General features: G+C 40.0%; 20 protein-coding genes and 4 pseudogenes. 15 read left to right on the top strand and 9 right to left on the bottom strand.

Features of this window, described 5'->3' with window-relative positions; all coding sequences use genetic code 11:
- Positions 1–248 precede the first annotated feature (248 nt).
- The 3 genes from prfB (at position 249) to F908_RS02415 (ending at position 3,004) form a co-directional block, all read left to right on the top strand.
- A protein-coding gene (gene prfB / locus F908_RS02425) for a peptide chain release factor 2 (RefSeq protein WP_111313900.1) occupies positions 249–1,344 on the top strand; the annotation gives its coding sequence in 2 pieces (ribosomal slippage) (positions 249–320 and positions 322–1,344; 1,095 coding nt in all).
- A gap of 266 nt (positions 1,345–1,610) precedes the next feature.
- Positions 1,611–1,913, top strand: a complete 303-nt coding sequence (locus F908_RS02420) for an ArsR/SmtB family transcription factor (protein ID WP_034602558.1) — start codon at positions 1,611–1,613, stop codon at positions 1,911–1,913.
- Between the two features lie 26 nt (positions 1,914–1,939).
- Positions 1,940–3,004: an alkene reductase gene (locus F908_RS02415; RefSeq protein WP_005156821.1), complete on the top strand. Its 1,065-nt coding sequence runs from the start codon at positions 1,940–1,942 to the stop codon at positions 3,002–3,004.
- A 166-nt stretch (positions 3,005–3,170) separates the two neighbouring features.
- On the opposite strand, the gene F908_RS02410 is transcribed toward F908_RS02415, so the two are convergent.
- Complete coding sequence (locus tag F908_RS02410; RefSeq protein WP_005156819.1) at positions 3,171–3,428, bottom strand: hypothetical protein; 258 nt, start codon at positions 3,426–3,428, stop codon at positions 3,171–3,173.
- A gap of 154 nt (positions 3,429–3,582) precedes the next feature.
- Here F908_RS02410 and F908_RS02405 point away from each other — a divergent pair, with 154 nt between their 5' ends.
- Together F908_RS02405 and F908_RS02400 are read left to right on the top strand one after the other, a co-directional pair.
- Complete coding sequence (locus tag F908_RS02405) at positions 3,583–4,899, top strand: 3-deoxy-D-manno-octulosonic acid transferase (protein ID WP_034602556.1); 1,317 nt, start codon at positions 3,583–3,585, stop codon at positions 4,897–4,899.
- Complete coding sequence (locus F908_RS02400; RefSeq protein WP_005156814.1) at positions 4,896–5,606, top strand: 16S rRNA (uracil(1498)-N(3))-methyltransferase; 711 nt, start codon at positions 4,896–4,898, stop codon at positions 5,604–5,606. Before F908_RS02405 ends, F908_RS02400 begins: the two co-directional genes overlap by 4 nt.
- Here the strand turns inward: F908_RS02400 and F908_RS02395 are convergent.
- Together F908_RS02395 and F908_RS02390 are read right to left on the bottom strand one after the other, a co-directional pair.
- The gene (locus F908_RS02395; RefSeq protein ID WP_005156809.1) at positions 5,595–6,566 is read right to left on the bottom strand and encodes a mechanosensitive ion channel family protein; all 972 of its coding nucleotides are present in this window, start codon (positions 6,564–6,566) and stop codon (positions 5,595–5,597) included. The two genes, F908_RS02400 and F908_RS02395, sit on opposite strands and share 12 nt — an antisense overlap.
- A 134-nt stretch (positions 6,567–6,700) precedes the next feature.
- A complete protein-coding gene (locus F908_RS02390) occupies positions 6,701–7,270 on the bottom strand; it encodes a DUF805 domain-containing protein (RefSeq protein ID WP_005156807.1) in 570 nt (189 codons plus the stop codon).
- Positions 7,271–7,552: 282 nt separating this feature from the next.
- On the opposite strand from F908_RS02390, the gene acs reads away from it, so the two are divergent.
- Entirely contained in the window at positions 7,553–9,496 is a 1,944-nt protein-coding gene (acs, locus tag F908_RS02385) for an acetate--CoA ligase (protein ID WP_005156805.1), read from the top strand.
- Between the two features lie 55 nt (positions 9,497–9,551).
- On the opposite strand, the gene F908_RS02380 is transcribed toward acs, so the two are convergent.
- Positions 9,552–10,094, bottom strand: coding sequence for a cysteine hydrolase family protein (locus tag F908_RS02380; RefSeq protein ID WP_034602602.1), 543 nt, complete (start codon positions 10,092–10,094; stop codon positions 9,552–9,554).
- 104 nt (positions 10,095–10,198) lie between these two features.
- On the opposite strand from F908_RS02380, the pseudogene F908_RS02375 reads away from it, so the two are divergent.
- Positions 10,199–10,611 (top strand): annotated as a pseudogene (locus F908_RS02375) (Lrp/AsnC family transcriptional regulator).
- Positions 10,612–10,690: 79 nt separating this feature from the next.
- Here F908_RS02375 and F908_RS02370 read toward each other — a convergent pair.
- A pseudogene (locus F908_RS02370) lies at positions 10,691–11,137 on the bottom strand (LLM class flavin-dependent oxidoreductase); the annotation flags it as partial.
- 121 nt (positions 11,138–11,258) lie between these two features.
- The gene (msuE, locus tag F908_RS02365) at positions 11,259–11,999 is read right to left on the bottom strand and encodes an FMN reductase (RefSeq protein ID WP_005156796.1); all 741 of its coding nucleotides are present in this window, start codon (positions 11,997–11,999) and stop codon (positions 11,259–11,261) included.
- A gap of 351 nt (positions 12,000–12,350) precedes the next feature.
- On the opposite strand from msuE, the gene F908_RS02360 reads away from it, so the two are divergent.
- Positions 12,351–13,001, top strand: coding sequence for a response regulator (locus F908_RS02360; RefSeq protein WP_005156795.1), 651 nt, complete (start codon positions 12,351–12,353; stop codon positions 12,999–13,001).
- Between the two features lie 116 nt (positions 13,002–13,117).
- On the opposite strand, the gene omp33-36 is transcribed toward F908_RS02360, so the two are convergent.
- Entirely contained in the window at positions 13,118–13,987 is an 870-nt protein-coding gene (gene omp33-36, locus F908_RS02355) for a porin Omp33-36 (protein ID WP_005156794.1), read from the bottom strand.
- A gap of 711 nt (positions 13,988–14,698) precedes the next feature.
- Positions 14,699–17,530 carry an excinuclease ABC subunit UvrA gene (gene uvrA / locus F908_RS02350; protein WP_005156792.1) on the bottom strand — a complete coding sequence of 944 codons (2,832 nt, stop codon included), beginning with the start codon at positions 17,528–17,530 and terminating at the stop codon, positions 14,699–14,701.
- A 367-nt stretch (positions 17,531–17,897) separates the two neighbouring features.
- Here uvrA and F908_RS02345 point away from each other — a divergent pair.
- Both F908_RS02345 and F908_RS02340 read left to right on the top strand, forming a co-directional pair.
- Positions 17,898–18,124: pseudogene (locus F908_RS02345) on the top strand (TetR/AcrR family transcriptional regulator); the annotation flags it as partial.
- 30 nt (positions 18,125–18,154) lie between these two features.
- Positions 18,155–18,418 (top strand): annotated as a pseudogene (locus F908_RS02340) (DUF1304 domain-containing protein); the annotation flags it as partial.
- A gap of 156 nt (positions 18,419–18,574) precedes the next feature.
- On the opposite strand, the gene tenA reads toward F908_RS02340, so the two are convergent.
- Positions 18,575–19,249 (bottom strand): thiaminase II, encoded by a 675-nt coding sequence (gene tenA / locus F908_RS02335; protein WP_005156779.1) that lies wholly within the window; start codon positions 19,247–19,249, stop codon positions 18,575–18,577.
- Positions 19,250–19,419: 170 nt separating this feature from the next.
- Here tenA and F908_RS02325 point away from each other — a divergent pair, with 170 nt between their 5' ends.
- From F908_RS02325 to F908_RS02305, 5 genes are all read left to right on the top strand, one after another.
- Positions 19,420–20,502: a DUF475 domain-containing protein gene (locus tag F908_RS02325; protein ID WP_005156777.1), complete on the top strand. Its 1,083-nt coding sequence runs from the start codon at positions 19,420–19,422 to the stop codon at positions 20,500–20,502.
- Positions 20,503–20,653: 151 nt separating this feature from the next.
- The gene (locus F908_RS02320; protein ID WP_034602552.1) at positions 20,654–22,018 is read left to right on the top strand and encodes an MFS transporter; all 1,365 of its coding nucleotides are present in this window, start codon (positions 20,654–20,656) and stop codon (positions 22,016–22,018) included.
- Positions 22,019–22,069: 51 nt separating this feature from the next.
- Positions 22,070–22,654: a single-stranded DNA-binding protein gene (gene ssb, locus F908_RS02315; RefSeq protein WP_005156773.1), complete on the top strand. Its 585-nt coding sequence runs from the start codon at positions 22,070–22,072 to the stop codon at positions 22,652–22,654.
- 279 nt (positions 22,655–22,933) lie between these two features.
- Positions 22,934–23,794 (top strand): pirin family protein, encoded by an 861-nt coding sequence (locus tag F908_RS02310; protein WP_005156771.1) that lies wholly within the window; start codon positions 22,934–22,936, stop codon positions 23,792–23,794.
- Between the two features lie 435 nt (positions 23,795–24,229).
- A complete protein-coding gene (locus F908_RS02305; RefSeq protein WP_005156769.1) occupies positions 24,230–25,528 on the top strand; it encodes an FAD-dependent oxidoreductase in 1,299 nt (432 codons plus the stop codon).
- The last annotated feature ends 1 nt before the right edge of the window (position 25,529 follow it).

Below are 25,529 nucleotides of genomic sequence, written 5' to 3'. Positions count from 1 at the left end.
TGGACGTATCTATTTGATATTTATTGTTTAATATAAATGTGAGCTTTTGTTAAAACGGCTAGATAAATTGTTTATCTAGATGGCTTTGGTGTGTTTTTTGCAAATTTTTATTAGCAAATGTGTCTAACAGAAATCAAGTTGAAGGGCATTTTTGCCTTATATTCTCACAAAAAAAGACATGGCTGTGTCGTACAAACCAGTTATGTTAAAATATGAGATTGAGTGAAAAATATTGTGAGAAAATACGCGTGGAAATTAATCCGTACTTAGTCCAATTGAAAGATTTATCTGATCGTAGCCAGACACTACGGGGGTATCTTTGACTACGATCTAAAGGCTGAGCGTTTAGAAGAAGTTTTAAGAGAACTAGAAGACCCAACGATTTGGAATGATCAGAGTCGTGCGCAAGCCATTGCGAAAGAAAAGGGCAGTTTGGAAAATACTTTAGGTGTGTTTGATCGTCTTGCAGAGCAGCTAGATGATGCTAAAGCGATGCTTGATTTGGCTGTAGAAGCCGATGATGAAACTTTACTAGAAGATGTTCAGGCTGAACTTGATAGCGCTGAACAGGCTTTAGGTAATTTAGAATTCCGCCGCATGTTTAGTAATCCAATGGATCCAAATCCATGTTTCCTTGAAATCCAATCAGGTTCTGGTGGTACGGAAGCACAAGACTGGGCATCGATGTTACTGCGGATGTATCTGCGTTGGATCGAACGTCATGGCTTTAAAGCTGAATTGATGGAAGTGTCTGATGGTGACGTGGCAGGCATTAAATCAGCAACTATCCGTGTCGATGGCGAGTTTGCTTACGGCTGGTTACGTACCGAAAGTGGCGTACACCGTTTAGTACGTAAGTCACCATTTGACAGTAATAACAACCGTCATACCTCATTCTCTGCGGTATTTATCTCACCTGAGATTGATGACAATATCGAAATTGATATTAATCCATCGGATGTCCGTACCGATACTTACCGTGCTTCGGGTGCGGGTGGTCAGCACATTAACAAAACCGATTCGGCAGTTCGTCTCACTCACGCACCAACAGGCATTGTGGTGGCATGTCAGAACCAACGTTCACAGCATGCGAACCGTGACCATGCATGGAAGCAATTACGTGCCAAACTCTATGAGTTAGAGATGAGCAAACGTAATGAAGCAGCTCAAGCATTGGAAGACTCGAAGTCAGATATTGGTTGGGGCAGTCAGATTCGTTCTTATGTCCTAGATGATTCACGTATTAAAGATTTGCGTACAGGGATTGAAAATTCAAACACCAAAGCCGTGCTTGATGGTGATTTGGATAAGTTCATTGAAGCAAGTTTAAAGCAAGGTCTATAAATCTCTTGCCCTCTCCCTAGCCTTCTCCTGTCAGGAGAGGGAATACTCGAATTTAAAGTGTGAGAAAAAGTCTCCTATTCCTGAGCGGATGGAGACTTTATTCAATGAAAACAAATATATCAAAGTGGCTTCGTTCAGCATTGTTTAGTTAATCGAAAAAATAGGATATTAATATCGAAAAAAATAGATATTAATATTTAAAAAATACGATATACTGGGTTTAGGTGCTGAACAAAGTTTTGCCGCTTGATCAACATGGTGAGTCTATGGATATTGATATTATTAGCAAAGCCTTAGCCAATCCATTACGCCGACAGATTTTGCAGTGGCTAAAACAGCCTGAGCAATTTTTACCGGTGCAGGAATGTGGTGGCAGTTTTGAACGAGGCGTATGTGCGGGTCATATTGAACGTCTAGGCAAAGTTGCACAATCAACCATGTCAAATCATTTGTCTGTGTTACAGCAGGCAGGTTTGATTCAAGTTGAGAAATATGGGCAGTGGTCCTATTTCACCAGAAATGAAGCTTTGATTCAGCAATATATCGAACATTTAAAACAAACACTTTAACTGAATAAGTGTAAATTGAGGCGATCATGGCTGAACTAAATTCTGCGTTACAAGTGGGTGATTTTACGATTAAAAACCGTTTGGTTTTATCACCTTTGACGAGAGCTCGCAGTGGTGTTGAGCGTATTCCAAACGATTTAATGGTGGAATACTATCAACAACGTGCCAATGCGGGCTTAATTATCACTGAAGCGACGGTGATTAGTCCGAAAGCTGCTGGCTACGCCAATACGCCAGGCTTATGGTCACAAGAACAAGCTCAGGCGTGGAACAAAATTGTTGAAGCGGTGCATGCGCAAGGTTCAAAGATTGTGGTTCAGCTATGGCATGTCGGTCGTATTTCACATCCTGACTTATTAGATGGTGATATTCCAGTTGCACCAAGTGCGATTCAACCTGCGGGTGAAGTGAGTTTACTGCGTCCAAAACGTCCTTTCGTTACACCTCGTGCTTTATCGCATGAAGAAATCCAAGAAATCGTCGCACAATATAAACATGCGGCTGAGTTAGCGAAAGCAGCAGGTTTTGATGGTGTTGAGTTGCATGCAGCCAATGGTTACCTGATCGATCAGTTCCTGCAAAGTAGCACCAATATTCGTGATGATGAGTATGGTGGTTCAGTTGAAAACCGCGCGCGCTTGTTGTTGCAAATTGTCGATGCCTTTATTGAGGTATGGGGTGCAGGTCGGGTGGGTGTGCATTTGGCACCGCGTGGTGATTCACATGACATGGGTGATGATAATCCACTCGCAACTTTTGGTTATGTGGTTGAACAACTTGATCAGCGCAATGTGGCCTTTATCTTTACCCGTGAATATGAAGCGGAAGATAGTTTACAGCCGCAACTCCGCCCTAAATTCAAAGGGGTGTGGATTGCTAACGAGAAATTAACACCAGCATCAGCAAAACAGATTTTAGAAACTAAGCAAGCAGATGCTGTGGCTTTTGGATTAGCTTATATTGCCAATCCAGATCTATTAGAACGTTTGGAACATGATTTGCCTTTAAATCAGGTTCAATTCGATACTTTATATGGTGCAGGTGCAGAAGGTTATACCGATTATCCTACCTTTGAACAGTTGGAAGCCTAAGCAACCTGTGCTGGATAAAAATAATCTGGACTGAACTCAGATGAAAGATCAAGCGGATCATTAGCCGCTTGATTTTTTACTTTTAAGACTTACTTTGCTGATCATTGATTGGTGTCAATTCAAACGAGGTATATCGAAGATCAAAACGAGGAAAATAATAATCACTTTAAAACTTTGTATAAATGAAACAGTCGTTCGGTAATTCTGGATATATACAATCAGTGCGCCAATAATAAAGGGAACCATAAGTAAAAAACAGGCTTTCATTAATGCGCCTAAGTGACTGGCTAGAAGCGCCCATAAGCAGCACAGTAACGCTAGAATTAAAAAAAGGGAGAATAATTTTAAATGGATGACGGGGTAGATATTCTTGTGTTGTTTCATCAGAAGGTTGCTTTATTTGTTGGAACCAATCAGGTTGCATTGTTTTTCTCAAAATGGATTATTCTTTGTTCTAAGATATCATTTTTCTTTATAAAGAAATATTTAATCAAAGTGCAACATACAATAATCAATTGTCAATGCATATGAAACTTCCGCATAATGAGCTGAAATCAAATTCTAAATTATGGTCTAGGATGGCGCAGCAAAACGCAGTACAGCAAACACCATTTTGGTATAACTTTTTACTGATATGTCTCAAGCCTTTATACCGTTGGAAAATTAAACAACGGGCTGAAAGTGATGCACTATTTCAGCAAGAGTGTCTAGAGCGTTTTGGACCATTTCAACCCCCTAAAAATTTAAATACGATTTGGTTTCATGTGGTGTCAGTGGGTGAAACCAATGCCGCCCAGCCCTTGATTGAACATTATTTAAAACTGGGCCAGCCTGTGCTGGTCACCAACACCACCAAGACAGGACAAGCCAGAGCCAAGAGTTTATTTTCCGAAAAATATCCGACACTTTTTCAGGCGGTCTATTTGCCTGTTGATCAAAAACCATTACTGAAACAATTTTTTGAGTTGTATCAACCGAAACTTCTTGCTCTAGTTGAAACTGAAATCTGGCCAAATTTGATTGCGGCAGCACGGCTGCATAATATTCCCTGTATTTTACTCAATGCTCGTCTTTCAGCAAAATCAGCGAAAGGTTATGGCAAAGTTCGTCGTTTAACACAGCCGATGTTGCAGCAACTCACATGGTTGTTGGCTCAGGACATCGCGACACAACAGCGTTATATGGATTTGGGGCTAGATCAAGCCAAGAGTCAGGTGGTTGGTAATATTAAATTTGATATTACAGCACCGCAATCTTATGTAGAAAAAGCTGAACAGTTAAAACAGGAATGGCAGTTAGAGAAACGCCAAATAATTACTTTAGCCAGCACACATGCACCTGAAGAAGAACAGTTACTTAAACAGTTACAGCCACATTTAAATTCAAACCCTCATTTGTTGTGTATCGTTGTACCACGTCATCCAGAGCGTTTTGATGAGGTACATAAGATCTGCCAAACCCTGAATTTAAATACGCAGCGGCGTAGTCTTAAACAAGAGATTACAGCGGATACACAGGTATATCTTGCAGATAGTATGGGTGAGATGTGGTTATGGTATGCATTAAGTCAGGCATGTTTTGTCGGTGGTTCACTCAATGAGCCAGGCGGTGGGCACAATATCTTAGAACCAATGGTTTTAGATGTACCCACTGTGATTGGCCCTCGCTATTTTAATTTTCAAACGATTGTCGATGAGTTTGTGGCTGAACAAGGGATCCTTGTTGCTGAAAATGCTGAACTAGTTATACAAAATCTGATGAGTTGCCTAAATCATCCAGAGCAAAGCCAGCGATTGATTCATCAAGCTGAATTGGTGTTACAACGCAATAAAGGCTCATTGCAAAAACATATTCAATTAATTGACCATTATTTAGCGCAACGAACTGCTTCATGAATATCGTTTTACTGGACGCGAACCAAGATTGCTCAAGGGATATTTGGTCAATCGAGGATCAACGTCAAATCAAGCACTTGAATCAACACCTTCAATTAACGGCTGGAGATACTTTAAAGGTAGGCGTTCGTGATGGTCAGCGTTATCTCACTGAGGTGCAGAGTATTACAGCACAGCAGATTATGCTAAGACCCATTCAAACAGAAAGTGTGCCGAATAAACTCCCTGTGCATTTGATTCTTGCTTTGCCACGTCCTAAAGTGTTACGCCGTATCATCATGGATGCGGTGACTTTAGGTGTGGAACGGATCAGTTTGATTCATAGTTATCGAGTGGATAAAAGCTATTGGCAAAGCCCATTTTTACAGCAACTCGATGATTATGTGACTTTAGGTTTAGAGCAAGCAGGTGACACGATTGCACCTGAAATTCAATTGTATAAACGCTTTAAACCTTTTGTTGAAGATGTTTTACCTACATTTATTTCGGATCAGAAACCTGCTTATGTCGCACACCCTTATGCAGAACAGCAGATGCCTTATGCGATTCAACATTCATGTCACTTAATTGTTGGCCCAGAAGGTGGATTTATTCCGTATGAGGTTGATCTGCTCATAAAAAACGGCTGCCAAGCAATGAGCTTAGGCAACCGAATTTTACGAACTGAAACGGCAGTATCACATATTTTAGGGCGATTATTTATCTAAGTTCTCTGTATGATCAGATTGATCACCACGATACACTTTGACTTCTTGTACTGGGTAAGGAATCGAAATTCCTTTTTCATCGAAGGCTGTTACAACCAGTTCTTGAATTTCACTAATTGATGCAGATGTAGTGGTTTCTGTGGTATTTACCCACCAACGGACGGTTAAATTAATCGAGAAATCTGCAAGTGCGGTGACATTGACCGAGAAACTGGGTTGGCTCAGTACATTGAGATTACGGTCTAAAATATCCATAATGATTTTTTTTGCTTTCTGCATATCATCTTCATAGCCAATACCAACGACAAACTCACAACGGCGGCGCTGGTAGGCATTGTTCACTGTCACGGCACTGGTATACACCGTGGCATTTGGAATCACGATACGGCGACCATCAGGTGAGCGTAAAAAGGTTGCGCGAATTTGGATATCTTCAACATTGCCTTCAAAACCATTCACAACAATATCATCGCCGATGCGGAAAGGTTCACTGAGTAAAATTAAGATACCTGATAGCAAGTTTTGGAAAATATCTTTGAAAGCGAAACCGATTGCAACAGAACCGATTCCCAATGCTCCGATTAACTGGCTTGGGGTGAAACCTGGAATAGCGATGACCAATCCAATTAAAAAACCAAAGAATAGAATAAAAGTGCTTCCGACACGGTTAAGCACTAATACCAAGTTTTGTCGGGTGTAGCTACGGTTTTCCAAAGTTTTGTGAATAAAGAATTTAAATAACTTAGTCAGTAGCCAAAAAATGACAAACACCGCAATGGCGATGCAAATATAGGGAACCCGTTGCCAGAAACTGTCGATGATCTTGTCAATCGTGGTATAGGCATCATGGTATTTTTCAGTATGGGCCAATACCGTTTGCGTGGTTTTTGCACCTGCTTGATGAATCAATTCACCAGTATCTTTAGCGACCTCAGTTAATGTCGTTTGCTCATTTGCCACGGGAAAATCTCTATTTCGCAACGTAAGGAATTTATTAGGGGAGCTATCATAATGAATTTATGCTGATCATGCATGATAAATTCCGTAACGGTTTTATTTATTGAGTAGTTCAAATTTGGCTGTTCGATAAAGTATTAAAAATACTCAGTTGTATTTTGTAAGATCTGGGTTGGTGTACCCCAAAAGTCAGGGCTAGCAAAATAATAGCTAAAGATAAACATGCCAAATATCATCATTAAACTGAATATAATCATGATCCATGCAAATAGTTTTTCCCATATGGTGGATGGGCGGACATCGCCATAATCATTGCGATGAGGTGTGCCTGCTGCAAATAAGACATAAAGTGTAAAAAAGAATTGAAGGATTGGCACCAGTAATAATAGACATAGCCACCCTGTTTTATTCAGATCATGTAAACGTCGGATTAAAAAAATGATCTGAAAATAAAAACCAGCAAACCATAGTGCAATCAGCGCAATTCCTCCGATTCCTGAAAATGCAGATAAGATTGGTTCATGAATCTGTACATCATTTACACTTAGACTCGCCGAAATTGTGGCAATAAGAATGAAAAGAACCGTCCAACTGACACTCAACAAACCATACCAACCTAGATAGCTTAAGCGATTAAAACGTCCTTTAGCAGATAAAGGATGATCGTATTGAGGCTGAATTGGGGCAGATAGTGTTTGATCGAACATGATGAATTCCTATTTTTTGATTATTAAATCTTTTAAGGTCTTAGCAATGATCAAAATAATCACTTATTTTAAAAGTAAAAAGCATAGACAAGCAGTTCAAATTTAAATTATTTTGAGTAAATTTTTGAAAAAAATTTGGTTGCTAAAGCATAACATTCTTACGACCAAAGCCGCATTGTTTGCTATTGTAAATGATGACCATACTGCAAGAGAAAACAAAATATACCCGAAAAATAGATGTGTATATCTAAGGTATGAAATAAAAAACAAAGGAAGTGAGCTATGAAAGAAATCTACCCAGTGCCTGATAAATTCAAAGAAATGGCAAGAATCTCGGAAGCAGACTATTTCAAACGTTATCAGGATTCAATTGAGCAACCCGAAGTATTTTGGGCACAGGAAGCAAAAAATATTGATTGGATCAAACCATTCACACAGGTTAAAAATACAAGTTTTAACGCAGATAATTTCAAAATTGAGTGGTTCGCCGATGGTGAACTGAATGTTTCAGCCAACTGTTTAGATCGTCATCTTAAAGATAATCCTTTAAAGCCTGCGATTATCTGGGAAGGTGATCATCCTTCACGTCATAAAATCATCTCATTTTCTGAACTACACGATGAAGTCTGTCGTTTTGCCAATGTGCTAAAAAAACAAGGCATTCGCAAGGGTGATCGTGTGGTGCTATATATGCCAATGGTGCCTGAGGCAGCGATTGCCATGTTGGCCTGTGCACGAATTGGTGCTGTGCATTGTGTGGTGTTTGGTGGGTTCTCACCAGACTCATTGGCTAGCCGTATCGAAGATAGTCAAGCAAAATTAGTGATTACTGCGGATGCGGGCATGCGCGGCGGTAAGCTTATTCCACTGAAAGAAAATGTAGATGCAGCCTTAGAAATTGATGGCACCAGTAGTGTCGAAAATGTGATTGTGGTGCATCGTACAGGGAATCCGATTCAGTTCAATGCTAAGCGTGACGTTTGGTATCACCTTGCGATTATGGAAGTAAATGAACACTGTCCACCAGAACCGATGAAAGCAGAAGATCCGCTCTTCATTCTGTACACCTCGGGTTCAACAGGAAAACCGAAAGGCGTGTTACATACCACAGGTGGTTATCTGGTTTATGTCAACACTACTTTTAGAGAAGTCTTTGATCTCAAAGAAGATGATGTGTATTGGTGTACTGCAGATGTAGGCTGGATTACGGGACATAGTTATTTACTTTATGGTCCGTTGAGTAATGCCACTACTACGGTCATGTTCGAGGGAATTCCACAATATCCAACTTGGGCACGTATTGGTCATGTGATTGATAAACATAACATCACGATTTTATATACTGCACCAACTGCAATTCGCGCCATGATGCGTGAAGGCGATGCCTACGTGCGTGAAAGTGATCGGAGTAGTTTACGTTTGCTGGGTTCAGTCGGTGAACCAATTAACCCTGAAGCATGGAATTGGTATCACGAGGTCGTAGGTGAAGGCCGTTGTCCAATTGTCGACACATGGTGGCAAACAGAAACAGGTGGTATTTTAATTTCACCATTGCCGGGTGCAACTGCACTCAAACCGGGTTCAGCAACACGTCCATTCTTTGGAGTACAACCTGCGTTAGTCGATGGCGAAGGAAATGAATTGGACGGAGCAACAGAAGGTAATTTGGTCATTAAAGACTCATGGCCGGGCCAAATGAGAACCATTTGGGGCGATCCAGAGCGCTTTATTGAAGCTTATTTCTCAACTTTTAAAGGCTATTATTTTACTGGTGATGGTGCACGCCGTGATGCCGATGGCTATTACTGGATCACTGGGCGTGTTGATGATGTACTGAACATTTCAGGTCATCGTTTAGGGACAGCCGAGATTGAAAGTGCATTGGTTGCACATGAAGCAGTGGCTGAAGCGGCAGTTGTTGGTATGCCACATGACATTAAAGGTCAAGGGATTTGTACTTTTGTCACCTTGCAAGCCGATGTGGCGGAATCTGAGGAGCTACGCAAGGAGTTGGTGAGCTGGGTGCGTAAAGTGCTTGGGCCAGTGGCTACCCCTGATGCACTGCATTGGGCGCCTGCTTTGCCGAAAACTCGTTCAGGTAAAATCATGCGCCGTATCCTAAGAAAGATTGCTGCCAATGAGTTGGATAACTTAGGCGATACCTCAACATTGGCTGAGCCGGCTGTGGTTGAACATCTGATTGCCACGGTTTATCCAAACCGATAAACCTATTCAAATTTAAAAAGAGCGTTCGATGGAACGCTCTTTTTTTCTGCATGATTTAATTCTGTGCTAAAAAATCAGCCGTGTTTTGTACTGTGGCAAAGAAACCGAGTGCAGATAAAAATGCCGTTTGTACATCGGCTGCTTTGACGATCTTAGCATCATGTTCAAGATCACGGGTTGCAGTGGCATCTGCGATCACAATGGGTTGGTATCCAAGTTCTTTGGCTGCACGTGTCCCTGAGTCAATACAGACATGGGTCATCATACCTGTGATCACTAACTGTTCAACTTGATGCTGTTTAAGGATGGTTTGAAGATTGGTTTCCAAAAAGCTATTGGGAAAATGCTTTTCGACAATCACTGATTGATCTGTGACTTTAAGTTGAGGATGTAATTCAACACCCACGGTATTTTCCTGAAAGAAACTAGCAGAGGCAGGGTTAATATGCTGAATATAAATAATCGGTAAATTGTTTTGAATAAAATGGTCTTCCAATAGATTGGTTTGCGCTAGAGCAAGCTCTGGATTGACCAATTCCATTTTGCCATTTTTAAAATAATCGTTTTGGACATCAATAATCAGTAAGGCTTGTTTCATCATTTTTTCTTCCAGCGTTAAGATAAAACAAGAGTAGGGGAAGTGTGAAAAATCCGCTATATTCAGATGAAAGCATTGTTGCTGGTTTTCTTTCGTAATGAAAAATGAATATTGAACTTGATCCGATTGATCTGAAAATTATTGAATTGCTAAAACAAGATTCTCGTTTAAGCCATAAAGAAATAGGACAGCGAGTGCATCGGACTGGGCAGGCCGTTGGCGCTCGTATTGCACAGTTAATGGATGCAGGCTTTATCAAAAATTACACCATCGCGATAAAATATGAACATAAACAATTCATCCAACTGTTTATGAATGATCAGCAGGCTTTTATTGAGGTTGAGCGTTTGGTCAAACAATATGAGCAGGTGGATGAATGTTTTAAAATTCTCGGCAACGCCTGCTATATGATTGTTAGCCATTTTAATCCATCACAATTAAATGAGTTTATTGAGCAACTGTCGCAGTGGTGCCGTATTCGGTTGAAACGGTTATGCGGGAAATTGAGACCCGTTAAAATAAAAAAAGCCCCAAGCCGAGCCTTGGGGGGAAGATTTGCCATTTCTTTTGTTTTTCTTCTTATTCAGCACTGAAAACTAAGCTGATTTTGCTGCGAGACGCTGTTCCTGTTGTTGCTCAAGTTGACGGACTAACGGTAGAACTTTTGCTCCAAAATATTCTACTTCTTCAATAAAATGTAGAAAGCCTGAAAGAACCAAATCAACGCCAACATTCTGTAATGCCACAATCCGTTCCGCAATTTGTTGCGGCGTACCGATCAGGTTTGTTTTAAAACCATCATTGTATTGAACCAAATCATCAAAGGTCGATTTTGCCCAATTGCCCTCACGCTCAGGGGCTGCTGCACCTGCTTCACGGGTGGCATCACCGAAGGCATTCACCGCTTCGACATTGGCTTGAGCTATGATTTCATTCAGTACAGCTTTAGCTTCTTCCTCAGTATCACGGGCAATCATAAAGGCATTAACCCCAATCTGGACTTGTCTGTTGGCTAACTTTGCTTTGCTGCGGACATCATCAACAGTCAGTACGTTGTTCAATATTGCTTACAACGAGACCACCACTCACATTAGGAACCCAGTAGGCAAATTTAATTGCTGATGTTGTTATTGTCATCGTTGTATCCTCCATAAAAGATATGGTTTATGCGACGTGGGTTAACTTCTTGGCTGACTTCGGGTGTAAGCGAGATTCAGCTGCATCCAGATTCGGTACTGCCGCAGATGGTAAGACTTCTGCTTGTTCGATTTGTTTATTGATGCCGAGATTCTGATTGGCTTGCTCAGTTTTGGCTTTGATGGCAGCAGCATGTTGGCCTTTGGCAGGTGCCCATTCCAAAATTGGTAAAGCACGTGCCACAGCCAAGGTAACGCGATCAGACAATTGTTCGCTTTTTACCGTGTATTCAGGCGTGAAATCACGATCAGTGGCATAGACCCCAATCGGTAAGGTTTGTGCTTGGAAAAAACTGAATAAAGGGCGTAATTGATGTTCTAACACCAGTGCATGACGGTCACTGCCACCTGAAGCGGCGAGTAACACAGGTACATCAACCAAAGCTGTTTGCTCAACAAAGTCGAAGAAATGCTTAAATAAGCCCGTAAACGAAGCACGGTAAACAGGTGTTCCCACGATCAATGCATCTGCGGCTTCAACGGCAGCCAAATCATCTTGTACCCGTTGTGGCAGCTGATTACGATAAATTGCCCCACCCAGTAAAGGCCCAATTTCACTCAGTTTGACGAAATGCACCTTGATATTAATCGCTTCCGAAAGTTCATCAAGAATCGCCTGAACTAAACTTTCTGTTTTTGATGGGCTGTTTAAACCACCAGATACTGCAACAATATTAAGGGGAGTAGAGAGAGTATTGTGATTGGACATAATAGCGGCCTAAAAGATCATTTCGAATTGCTATTTATTTATCTACACCGCATGCCAAGTTGTAAAATAAGGAAATGCTGCAAGCTTATCTGTTTTGTATATATACCTATAAAGGATTCAGTAGAAAAAATTAAATGAATTTAATACTCTGTTTCTATTGGTTATTTCTGTATAGTGTGTATTGATTGGTCTATGTTGTGTGAGTTATATCAATATTTTTATTGTTTTGCATTTATGATGAAATAAACAAGTTTTGATGTCTAACCAACAGTTCATTTAAAAAATAGGCTAAGATAGATTAAATTTGAATAAACACCGTACAGTGACGTACTCGCAGACAGCTCAGCGCTTATGAATATTTTAATTGTAGACGACCACCCTTTATTTAGACATGCTTTAATTCAAGCGGTTCGATATAGTCTTCCTCAAGCACAGATTCAGGAAACTGCGGATGTCGATGAATTCTACGAGCGCTTAGAGCATGGTGCAGAACCTGATCTCGTATTACTTGATCTGAATTTACCCGGCGCATCTGGTTTTTCTGCCTTGGTATACGTACGAGCACAATACCCAGCGATTCCAATCATTGTTGTATCAGCACATGAAGAAGTCTCGATTATCCAACGTGCAATTGCACATGGTGCAATGGGGTATATCCCGAAATCATCACACCCAAGTCATATTGGCGAAGCAATTAAACATGTATTAGAGGGTGAAATTTGGCTACCACCGAATTTAGCCATGCATCATGGTTTCGATCCAAGAGCTGCGGATGAAACCGCGTTGGCAGAACGTCTGCAATCGCTTACACCACAACAGTTCCGTGTATTGATGATGGTGGCAGAAGGTCTGCTCAATAAACAAATTGCTTATGAGTTAGACGTATCAGAAGCCACGATCAAAGCGCATGTCACGGCTATTTTCCGCAAATTAGGCGTACAAAACCGTACGCAAGCTGTTTTAGCAATTAGTGCATTAAATATCGAAGATAAAAAGATGTAATTAACAAGTTGAATAACTCATTTGTTTATTCAAATGTTTAAAGACAATAAAAAAACCCAGTTCATGAACTGGGTTTTTTTATGCATAGATGCTGAATTAGAACATCTATGACTGCATTAGAAGCGTACTTTAGCGTTTAAGCCAATAGTTTGCATATCTTCATCAGTACCTACAGCATTAGCATTTAAATAGCTTGCACCTACAGCAACTGCTGGGGTAATAAAGTAGTTTACATTAACACCCCAAGCTGAATCAGGTGTATCTGCAAAACTTGATTTAGCGTATGAAACACCTGTGCTAAGTTTAGAGTTTAGGTACAAATCAGTTTTTAACTCGTATGCAGTGTCTTCACCGTAAACGATACCTGTTTCGAAACCGATTGACATAGGCGTGCCATCGATAGCACCAACGTATTTAGTACGAGCAGTGATTGCATCTTGCTTGTCAGCGATAGTCGCTGTTTCACCAACTGCTTTACCAAAACCTTTATTTAAGATTTTGAAAGTATCCAAAGATGTTTGTTCAACAACGTTCGTATAACCTACCGCTACGAGGAAGTTTGGAGCGATTACCGAACCAAATTCAACAGCCCAACGCTGACCACGGTCATCATTCTCGCCATATTTACCGTCATTGTCAGTCGCGCTATAGCTTAAGCTTGCATACGCTGGTGTATATGGAGTTGGTACATAAGCTTCAGCTTTAACACCTACGTTTTGAGATTTAACTTCGTCAAGATTAGCAAAGTTATAACCAAGTGATACGTTAGAAGCTTGGTTAACAAAAGCTGCTTCAGCTAAAGGACCTTTAGAAGCATCTACATTTTTGAAGTAGTAAGTTGCTTGTCCGCCAACAGTGTAATTATTAAAATCTCTGTTTTCATCGTTAGAATCTAGAGCTTCAGACTGACCTTGGATTTCGAATTGGTAAGCTTGAGCACCGGTCATGGCTAATAATAAAGCAGTGGCTAAACCGAGTTTTTTCATAGTAATTTCCAGCTTTTACAGTAAGGAGTAAAGTTGGATTTCATTCTATTGTAACAAAATATGATGTCAATGTAATAAATGACATGTTCCGACAAATGATCATGTAAGATAATAATGGTGGTTAAAAATTGCTCTGCTAGAGTTGCGGTTGTCAACTTTAGAAAAAATATAATATTTATATATAGATAAGATATTTTCTTATGTTTATTTAAGCGAGTAATCTTGTTTTGAAACGATGTATCTTAATTGTTTAATTCGATTGATTTTATCGTTTTTTTCGTTTTAATATGTCGTAAAACTGTAATAAATCACCAATAAAAATGTGATTTTAATCTCATTAAAATTGTGTTATGTGATTAATTTAATTTTTAAATGAAGCATGACAATTAAAAAATTTGGGAAGTTCAATTTTAAGAGCTAATTTAATTTGGAAAAACGATTGTAAATTTAAACCTGATCTATTTAATCGACTTTACTTTTTGAGATATAATTCACATAATGGTTGCAGAGAGGTATTTAATTTGCATTTTATTCTCTCGTAACATTTTCTCAATATATTGTGTTTTACTAGCTCGACTTTCCCCAAGGTTGAGCTTTTTTTTGCCCAGTTCTTTATCATTTTTTAAGATATGACCTTTGAGTTTGCGTAAATTCAAGCTAGAGAAACGAAATCAACCTAAATTTACGCCAGTACTTGAGAACCCATTAAATTTATTTCAACATTGGCTTCAAGAAACGCCCTGTGTGAGAAATCTCGACTTCAGCGACTTGCTCAGGTGTACCTTCGGCAATGATTTGACCACCACCAGAACCACCTTCAGGACCAAGGTCAATTACCCAGTCTGCGGTTTTGATCACATCCAAATTATGCTCAATCACCACAATGGTATTACCCTTATTACGTAGCTCATACAAAATGTCGAGTAACTTAGCAATATCATGGAAATGTAGACCTGTTGTCGGCTCATCCAAGATATATAAGGTTTTACCTGTATCACGTTTTGCTAACTCACGCGCTAATTTAACCCGTTGCGCTTCACCACCTGAAAGCGTGGTTGCTGCTTGACCTAAACGAATATAGCCTAGACCTACTTGAATTAAGGTATCTAAACGGCGGTGAATCACAGGAATGGCACTAAAGAATTCAGCAGCATCTTCTACGGTCATTTCTAACACGTCTGAAATGTTCTTGCCTTTATAACCAACCTCTAAAGTTTCACGGTTATAACGCTTGCCATGGCAGGCATCACAAGGCACATACATATCAGGCAGGAAGTGCATTGCGACCTTGATCATGCCGTCGCCTTCACAGGCTTCACAACGTCCGCCTTTCACGTTAAACGAGAAACGACCTGCGCTGTAACCACGTGCTTTGGCTTCAGGCGTTTGTGCAAATAACTCACGAATTGGGGTAAATAAGCCTGTATATGTGGCAGGATTCGAACGTGGGGTACGACCAATCGGACTTTGGTCAATATCAACCACTTTATCTAAGTACTGTAAACCATCAATCGAATCAAACTTTTCTGCGGTCAGTGTGGTTGCACCATTGAGCTGGGTCGCAGCCAAAGGTAATAAGGTGCGGTTAATCAGCGTTGATTTTCCTGAACCTGAAACCCCAGTCACACAGGTCATAATGCCGAGAGGAATGGTCAGATCGACATTTTGTAAATTGTGTCCGCTTGCGCCAGACAATTGAATGACTTCATTTGGACGAGGTGATTGAGTACGTTGTTTCGGTACTTCAATTTTTAATTTGCCAGAAAGATATTGACCAGTGAGTGAGTCAGCATGATTCGCAAGTTCGTCATAAGTCCCTTCAGCAATAATTGCACCACCATGAATACCTGCGCCAGGACCAATATCAATAATATGATCCGCAGCACGAATCGCGTCTTCATCATGCTCAACCACAAGCACCGTATTACCCAAATCACGTAAGCGAATGAGCGTTTGTAATAAGCGATCATTATCACGTTGGTGTAGACCAATCGATGGTTCATCAAGCACATACATCACACCCATTAAGCCTGCACCGATTTGCGAAGCGAGACGAATACGTTGTGCCTCACCCCCTGAAAGGGTTTCAGCCGAACGTGCTAAGCTTAAATAATTGAGTCCAACACTCACCAAAAAGTGTAAACGTTCACGAATTTCTTTAAAAATTTTATCGGCGATTTCGCCTTTAGCACCCTCGAGATTGAGGTCTTGATAATAACTTTCTGCATCACCAATCGACATCTTGGTGATTTCAGCAATGGTTTTGTCTTTAACACGAACATGACGCGAGATTTCATTGAGACGAGAACCACCACACGCATCACAAGCGGCATTAGATAAGTATTGGGCTAAGTCATCACGGACATAATTCGATTCCGTTTCACGATAACGACGTTCCAAATGTGGCAATATTCCTTCAAAAGGTTGCACACGATTATGTTTACGACCACGTTCATCAATATAACTGAGGTCGATTTTTTCTTTGCCTGTACCTTGTAAGAATTTCTTTTGTGTCTCTTTATCCAGTTGATTCCACGGGGTATCGAGTGGAATATCAAAATGATCTGCGACTTTTTGAAGCATCGTATAGTAATACGGACGCTGTCTGTCCCAACCACGAATTGCACCTTGGCTGATCGATACTTCTGGGTTTGGAATAAGTTTGTCGGCGCTGAAATGACTACGCGTCCCTAAACCATCACAGACAGGGCAAGCACCAAAAGGATTGTTAAACGAGAACAAACGAGGCTCGAGTTCAGCAACCGCACGGTCACATTCAGGACAAGAGTGTTTCGCTGAAAAGACACGTTCAGGGTGTTCGCCATTCATCCACGATAAAATTGCAATATCGCTACCTAAACGTAAGGTAGTTTCAAAGGATTCAGCAATTCGATTGCCAAGATCATCGCGGACTTTGAAACGGTCGACGACGACTTCGATGGTATGTTTTTTCTTTTTGTCTAATTCAGGTGGGGTATCAATATCAATAATTTCGCCATCGACACGCGCACGCACAAAGCCTTGGCTTTGTAATTGTTCAAATAAGTTACTGTATTCGCCTTTGCGCTCACGGACCACAGGTGCGAGCAACATCAGTGCCGTACCTTCTTCTAATCCTTTTACCGCATCAACCATTTCTGAAATGGTTTGTGCCACCATTGGGAGATCATGTTCAGGACAGTAAGGCGTTCCAACACGTGCGTAAAGCAAACGCAAATAGTCATAAATTTCGGTAATTGTCCCGACAGTTGAACGAGGGTTATGGCTGGTTGACTTCTGCTCAATTGCAATTGCAGGTGATAAACCTTCAATCGAATCAACTTCAGGTTTTTCCATTTGCGAAAGGAATTGGCGTGCATAAGCTGAAAGTGATTCCACATAGCGACGCTGACCTTCAGCATATAAAGTGTCAAATGCAAGGGATGATTTTCCTGAACCTGAAAGCCCTGTGATCACCACAAATTTGTCACGTGGAATATCGAGTGACACATTCTTTAAATTATGGGTACGTGCGCCTCGAATACGGATATGACTTTGGCTCATGAAAACATCTCAGTAATGTGCAAATAGAAGATCAAAATACATTGAACAGCAATCTCATAGATCATTCATTATTTAAGTTGAATGTATTGAAAGAAAGCTCAGTACTAATCAATTTAAAATAATTTCTGAGCAGCATTTTGCTGTTGAATGGGTCTTATATGATAGCGCCTTAAAATTGTTCAAGTGGTATAAAAATATTTAAAACGACAAATTGTGACGGTTAAATCACATTTATAACGAGTATCACATCCTGACCGAGTTGTATTTTTATCATTCCTTTTCTGATTTTACTACCGTAAAGCTGTTGCAGAATAAAAATACATAAATTTACTACATGACTGGTCTAATATTAATTTATGGTGTGGCTATGAAACAATCAATCAAGAGTGAAGCAACTCGACAACATATCTTGGATACTAGTTTTGAATTGTTATTGCGTAAAAGTTTTGTGGAAGTTGGTTTACAAGAAATTTTAAAAGCCTGTGGCGTGCCAAAAGGTTCGTTCTACCAGTATTTTGCGTCTAAAGAGGCATTTGGTTGTGCCATATTAGAACATACATGGCTGACTATAAAGTACAAGTCGAACAGCTTTGGTAGCATACTGAACAAAGTGCGTATGCACGTTTAAAGGCTTTTGGTAATAGCTTGGAAAAAGCCCAACTCACTAAAGTTTTAGCGCAGAACCAAGGTCTTTATAATGGGTTTCTTGCAGCAGGTTTGTTTTGGGCACTCATTGCACCTGAAACCTATGCGGTGGCTTTGGCAAATTTCTTTTTATTGTGTGTGTTGATTGCAGGTATGTATGGTGCTTTGACGGCAAGCAAAAAAATTATTTATACCCAATCTGTACCCGCATTGCTTGCCTTAATTGCGGTTAACTTTTTTTAAGCAATTAAAGGTATTCACTCGATCTGATTTATGTTTTAATGCAGCCAGTTTGAGATGAGCCTCATACAGTATATCGGACAATACGATATACGACTAAGCCCCTATGAGGGGCTTTTTTATGTCTGTGAAAAATGTAAATGAAGGTCTGATAGACGATTAAGCTTGATCTAAACCTAACCATTGGCGTTGCTGGTACGCGCTGTCCCAAAATAACCATTCTAGTTTTGCACCCATAGTGTATGCAGCATGCATTTTCGCCAAAGTGTCTTGATCACAACGTGCTGCCACTTTATCTACAGTTGCAATCACATTGCGCACTGCCGTATTAAATTCTTCACCTGCATAGGTATCAATCCATGCTTGATACGGATTATTAGGAACTGATTGGTTTACGATGTCTTTACCAACCTCAGCATAAATCCAAAAACAGGGAAGCAAAGCTGCCAAAATCACAGGATAACTTTCTGACCAAGCTGTTGCGGTTAGGAAAGAGGTGTAATGGTGGCAGGCAAGTGTTAATGGTGTGCCTTCAAACTCAGCCTTGCTGACATCAAACTCCTGCATAAAATCACTATGCAGGCTACGTTCTACAATAATCGCAATTTTTGCTGCTTCCGAAAATTGAATCACATCATCTGCTTCATAGGCTTTTGCCGCAGCTACAGCAAGCGCACGACCATAAGCTAGTAAATAGTGAGCATCTTGAATCACATAATGACAAAATGCTTTACGATCTAGAGTACCCTTAGCTAGTTCTTGATTGAATGGTAGAGCTAATATTTTTTGATATAAATCGTGATTACGTTGCCATACATCTTGAGAAAACGTCATGAAATGAACCTATTAAAGTACATATAAAGAAATCTTTCAGCACTATAACAGAGTCTGGTTTGGATGGTTTCTTTTGCCAAACAAGTCCAACAATCTTTTCTCTTTTTGGGTCGAAACTCGCCTACAATAGCTACATTTTTATAACTCAACGATTTCGCATAAGGCTGTTCATGAAGCATTTTCGTTTTTCTATATTCTTTACGGTAGTGTGTTTAGCACTATCTGCCTATTGGGGCTACACGCATGGCCCTGAAGCAGGCGTAGCTACGATGCTTAAAGCATTGACCATTACTGCGATCTTGGCTGTAATGGAAGTTTCGCTATCCTTTGATAATGCTGTGGTAAATGCTTCGGTATTACGTAATTGGGATCATTTTTGGAAAATGATTTTTTTAACGGTGGGTATTCTAATCGCCGTGTTTGGAATGCGTTTGATTTTCCCTGTCGTTATTGTTGCTGTGACGGCAGATATGGGCATGATTGAAGTCGCTAAAATGGCATTGAATGATCCAAAAACCTATTCAGAGCGTTTAATGGCACATCATGCTGAAATTTCAGCGTTTGGTGGTACTTTCCTGTTAATGGTGTTTTTAAATTTCTTCTTTGATGATGGTAAAGAAACCCATTGGTTTAAGTGGTTAGAAGCAAAATTAGCAAATTTAGCCAGTGTACCCGCCATGTCTGTTTTTCTCGCATTGATTGCCATGATTATTATGGCAGCCAATGTTGAAGAGTCTGTACGTTTGGCTGTGACCATGGCAGGGATTTGGGGTATTGTCGTATATATTGGCGTACAGGTGCTTAGTCATCTCTTAGGTGGTGAGCCAGAGATTGATGAAAATGGTAATGCGGTTACGCATGATGCAAATGGCGCTGCTTCAGGTGTCGTGAAAGCTGGTTTTGGTGGTTTTTTATATCTTGAAGTCCTAGATGCATCGTTCAGTTTTGATGGTGTGATCGGTGCATTCGCGATTACCAGTGATGTTGTCATTATCATGTTAGGTCTTGCGATTGGCGCAATGTTTGTCCGTTCAATGACCATCTATCTTGTTGAAAAGGGCACGTTAGATGCTTATATTTTCTTGGAACATGGTGCGCATTATGCGATTGGCGCTTTGGCATTTATCATGATCGCAAGTGGTACAGGCTTACATGTACCTGAAGTTGTAACGGGCCTGATCGGGGTTGCCTTTATCGTTTGGGCAGTGATCGCATCTATTCAATATAGCAAGCGAGAACAGCAAGCTTCTTAAGCTTATTTTCAGCTAAGTGGTATATTTTAAATAAAGGAGCACGATTTGCTCCTTTATTTTTTCTCCTAAAGATTGTGTTTTTCATAATCTACTTACAACCTTGTTAAGCGAATCGCTTATAATTCGCTAAGCCAGTTATAGTGTCTTATCAATAATGAATGCTTTAGAACGCCGTTCAACTTTTGCCTTAAGCAGCATTTTTGCCTTACGCATGTTGGGTTTGTTCATGATTATTCCTGTCTTTTCAGTGGCAGGACAATCTTATCAATATGCCACACCTGCCCTCATTGGTTTAGCTGTAGGGGTCTATGGTTTAACACAAGCAATTTTGCAGATTCCGTTTAGCTTGTTGGCTGATCGTTTTAGTCGTAAACCATTGGTTGTACTGGGTTTACTCTTATTTGCGATTGGTGGTGCGATAGCAGGTTTATCTGACACAATTTATGGTGTGATTATTGGTCGTGCGATTGCAGGTGCAGGTGCAGTTTCAGCCGTAGTCATGGCTTTACTGGCTGATGTGACTCGTGAAGAACAGCGGACCAAAGCCATGGCAGCGATGGGGATGAGTATTGGCTTGTCTTTCGTAGTGGCATTTAGTTTAGGACCTTGGCTCACTAGCTTAGTCGGTATTTCTGGGCTATTTTTCGTGACAACGATTATGGGATTGGCTGCGATTTTGATGTTATTGCTCGTGCCTAAAGTCACACGACATCATCGCAATTTCCAACAAGGTTATTTATCGCAGTTGAAACAAGTCATTCAAATGGGCGATTTGAATCGCTTACATGTCTCTGTTTTTTCTCTGCACTTATTGCTCACGGCAATGTTTATTTATATTCCTTCTCAGTTGATTGAATATGCACAAATTCCACTGGCAAAACATGGTTTGATTTATTTGCCATTATTGGTGCTGAGTCTGTTCTTTGCTTTCCCAAGTATTATTATTGCTGAAAAATATCGCAAAATGCGTGGTATTTTCTTGTCAGCAATTGCTGGAATTATTGTGGGTTTACTGATTCTTATTTTTGGTTATGAATCGAAATATGTATTGCTCGCAGGGCTTGGTATTTTCTTTATCGCCTTCAATGTCATGGAAGCGTTATTGCCATCTTGGTTATCGAAAGTTGCACCTATTCAATCTAAAGCAACTGCGATGGGAATAAATGCCAGTAGCCAATTCTTAGGTGCTTTTTTTGGTGGTACTTTGGGTGGACAGCTTCTGATGTTACAGAATACTGCACTTGGCTGGAGTGTCCTCTCTGGGATTGCTATACTTTGGTTGTTGGTCAGTTTTGGGCTGGCTCAACCTCGATATTTGTCTTCAATTGTGTTGCCTCTACCTCAAATGACACAAACGGATGAATGGACTTCAAAATTGTTGGCAATTCGTGGTATTGAAGAAGTCGTGGTGATGCCTGAACAACAAGTTGCTTATATTAAAGTCGATAAACAGTGTATAGATGATGCTGGACGACAAGATTTAACGCACTTGATTGGCAAAGAGGTAGCCATTTAAACATAACTCTTATAAAGTAAAACATAGAAATATATAGGATGAAGACAGCTAATGCGTGGTGTGAATAAAGTTATTTTAGTAGGTACTTTGGGTAAAGATCCTGAAACCAAAACTTTTCCAAATGGTGGATCCCTGACTCAATTTTCGATTGCAACAAGTGAGTCTTGGACAGATAAGAATACAGGCGAGCGTAAAGAACAAACAGAATGGCATCGTATTGTGTTACACAACCGTTTAGGCGAAATTGCACAGCAATATTTGCGTAAAGGTTCAAAAGTTTATATCGAAGGTTCATTACGTACTCGTCAATGGACAGATCAAAACGGTCAAGAGCGTTACAGTACTGAAATTCGTGGCGATCAAATGCAAATGTTAGATACGCGTCAACAAAGCGAACAAGGCGGCGGTGACTTTAATCAACCACGTTTTAATAACAACAATAACCAAGGTGGTGGTTACCAAAATACGGGTTATAACAATAACCAAAATGGTTATGGTCAGGGCGGAGGTTTTGCTGGTGGTAATCAAGGTAATTATGCAGGTAGTCCACAAGCAGGAAATGGTTTTAATACACCAAAATCAGCACCTCAGCCTGCGACTGCCCCTGCTGATTTAGATGATGATTTACCATTTTAAATTGTATAATATGTAAATATTGTATTTATTAAAGAAAAAGAGCTTGATTTATATCAAGTTCTTTTTTTTATTTCTTTTAAAAATATTGAATTTTACTTACTCGCCATTTTTTATACAGCAAATGTCAACAGACCCTAATTTAGTACTAAATTATCTATAAAATTTAAGATTGTCCTGTTTGTGGAATAATTTGTTGTTAATCCATATCTATAAGCGTTGATCATCAAGGCGTAAAATGAGTCTCAAGAAAAGAATTTCTACCTGAATAGGAGAAACTAAATGAAGAAAGTTCTTGGTATCTATCAAAATAAAAATATGCACTGGGTTGGTGATGGTTTCCCTGTGTACAATTTGTTTTCTTATGATCGTTTGGGACAAGCGATTAGCCCATTTTTACTTTTAGATTATGCAGCGCCGTACCGTTTTGAACCAACAACTGCTCAACAAGGAGTGGGTACCCATCCGCACCGCGGTTTTGAGACCGTAACGATTGCCTATCAAGGTGAAGTGACACATAAGGATTCAAGTGGTGGCGGTGGTACAATTAAAGCTGGTGATGTGCAATGGATGACAGCTGGAGGCGGTGTTCTACATCAAGAATTTCATTCCCCTGAATTTGCTCATCAAGGTGGTTTGTTTGAAATGGTACAACTATGGGTAAATTTGCCAGCTCATTCGAAAATGACGCCTGCAAAATATCAAGCCATTGAAGCAACAGATATCCAAAGCATTCACTTGGATGATGTAGGGAGTGAATTGCGTGTGATTGCTGGGCAATATCAAGAGACAATTGGCGCAGCTACAACATTCAGTCCAGTCAATGTTTGGGATGGTAAAGTTGTGGCAGATCAAGCGCACACGTTTTATGTGACCGAAGGACATACCACATTGTTGGTGCTACTTTCTGGTGAGGTGATTTTAAATGATGCTCAACACATTGCAGCACCAAGTTTGGTTGTACTGAGCCGTGAAGAAATTGATTTTACGATCAAGGCTGAGCAAGACAGTAAATTCTTGATTTTAACAGGTCAACCTTTGAATGAACCGATTGAAGGTTATGGGCCATTTGTTATGAATAGCAAAGCTGAGATTACAGATGCGATCAATGATTTCAATCGTGGTAAATTTGGCAGCATGTAAAGCTTAATTTTCCTTATTACAGACACATATAAGAAAGCCCATAACTCCTTTAAAGCTATGGGCTTTCGCTATAAGACTCTCTATTGATTGTTTTAATATTAGGTCACTTATTATTATCAAGTTTGTTACGTGACTCGATTCTGATTATTGTTTAATCACAATAGCGCTAAATTTCAGCTTTGCAAAGTCCCTAACAGGGTAAAAATGGAAAAATAAAGAATGTTATGTATATTTATTTAATGTATAAAACAATATAGTTAATATTATCATTGATTTAAGCTTAAAATAAGAAGTGTGTTAAAATGTAACAATAAGTGAATGGACACATTAAGACAAAAGTCTAGCTTAAATGCAGAATCTGGTATTTTTTAATACCGTATTTAGGTTAACTATCAGTCATAATCAAGAAAAATCATCAACTGATGGGACATAATTTTGGATATTGCAATTATCGGCAGTGGTATGGCAGGACTTGCCTCAGCCAGAATCCTACATGATGCAGGACATAACGTAACGATATTCGAAGCACTTGCTGGGCGCGGCATGGATAGTCACAGTATAGACTTTGATGGGGGCTTAATTGATGCACCATTACGTGTGATGAACCCAAAACTTTGGAAAAATACTTTAAGTTTAGCCAGCTATTTGGGAATAGAAACGTTCCCTGTGCGTACATTTATGGCTTGTAGTTGGTTATTTGAAGATAAAACAGATACTTGGCTAACAACTTCACGTAGCCGAATTGGAAATTTCCCAATTATTAATAACCGTAAAGGGATACAGCAATATGGCTGGCGTCTGGTAAAAGGGATGCTACAACTCAAAACAGCTGTACATCAATTTTTCAAATCAGATAATCAAGACATCACCCTAGCTGAGTTCATGAATCAATACCATATTGAGGAAGTGTTCTGGCATGGTACGGTAATGCCAGTGCTTTATACCATTTGCACATGCCATCCAAAAACGATTGGTGAGTGGCCAGCCAAGCCTCTATTAGAATTTATTCGCCAACTCACAGAAGGTGAAGCTCTATTGCGAATGAAAGGGGGAACACCTGCACTCGTGAATCGACTGATTGATGGAATTGCTATCCATAGTGGCTCACCTGTTGAAAAAGTAGAAGAACAAGGCGATAAGATTTTGGTAGAAAATGGACAAGGTGCAAGCCAATTGTTCGATCGAGTTGTTATTGCAACACCAACACCAGCCATTGAAAATTTTCTCAAGCAACCACAATTTGCAGATGATATTGCATTACTGAAAAAGTTCCGTTTTGAACAAGGTGATTTGGTTATTCACACCGATCCAATCGTGATGCCACAACGCCGTAAAGATTGGGCAGTATTAAGTTATATGATGGATCGGAATTTTAGCCGCCAGCAATTCACTGTGTGGATTAATTCAATCGAACCAAGCCTAGTCGGCAAAAATGCCGTATTCCAAACTTGGTGCCCTGTAATTGATATTGACCCTAAAAAAATTATTTCTAAGGTACAGCTCACCCGTGCTGTTGTTGATTCAGAGACTGTTGCGTTGAATAAACAAATTCAAAAACGTCATTTAGACCTCAATCGTAAAGTGTTTTATTGTGGTTCGTGGTCATGTGATGGATTACCAATTTTAGAATCTGCGGTGACCTCGGCGATGCATATTTCTGAAATTTTAGGTGCGCCATTGCCTTTCGTTGGGCTTAAACCGAAAGTTTCAGTTGCGCCAGAACTGGGTTATTAAA

Source organism: Acinetobacter sp. NIPH 284, from assembly GCF_000369425.1.
GTDB lineage: Bacteria > Pseudomonadota > Gammaproteobacteria > Pseudomonadales > Moraxellaceae > Acinetobacter.
The sequence above is the reverse complement of the archived record's forward strand: the minus strand, read 5'-3'. Positions and strand labels throughout refer to the sequence as shown.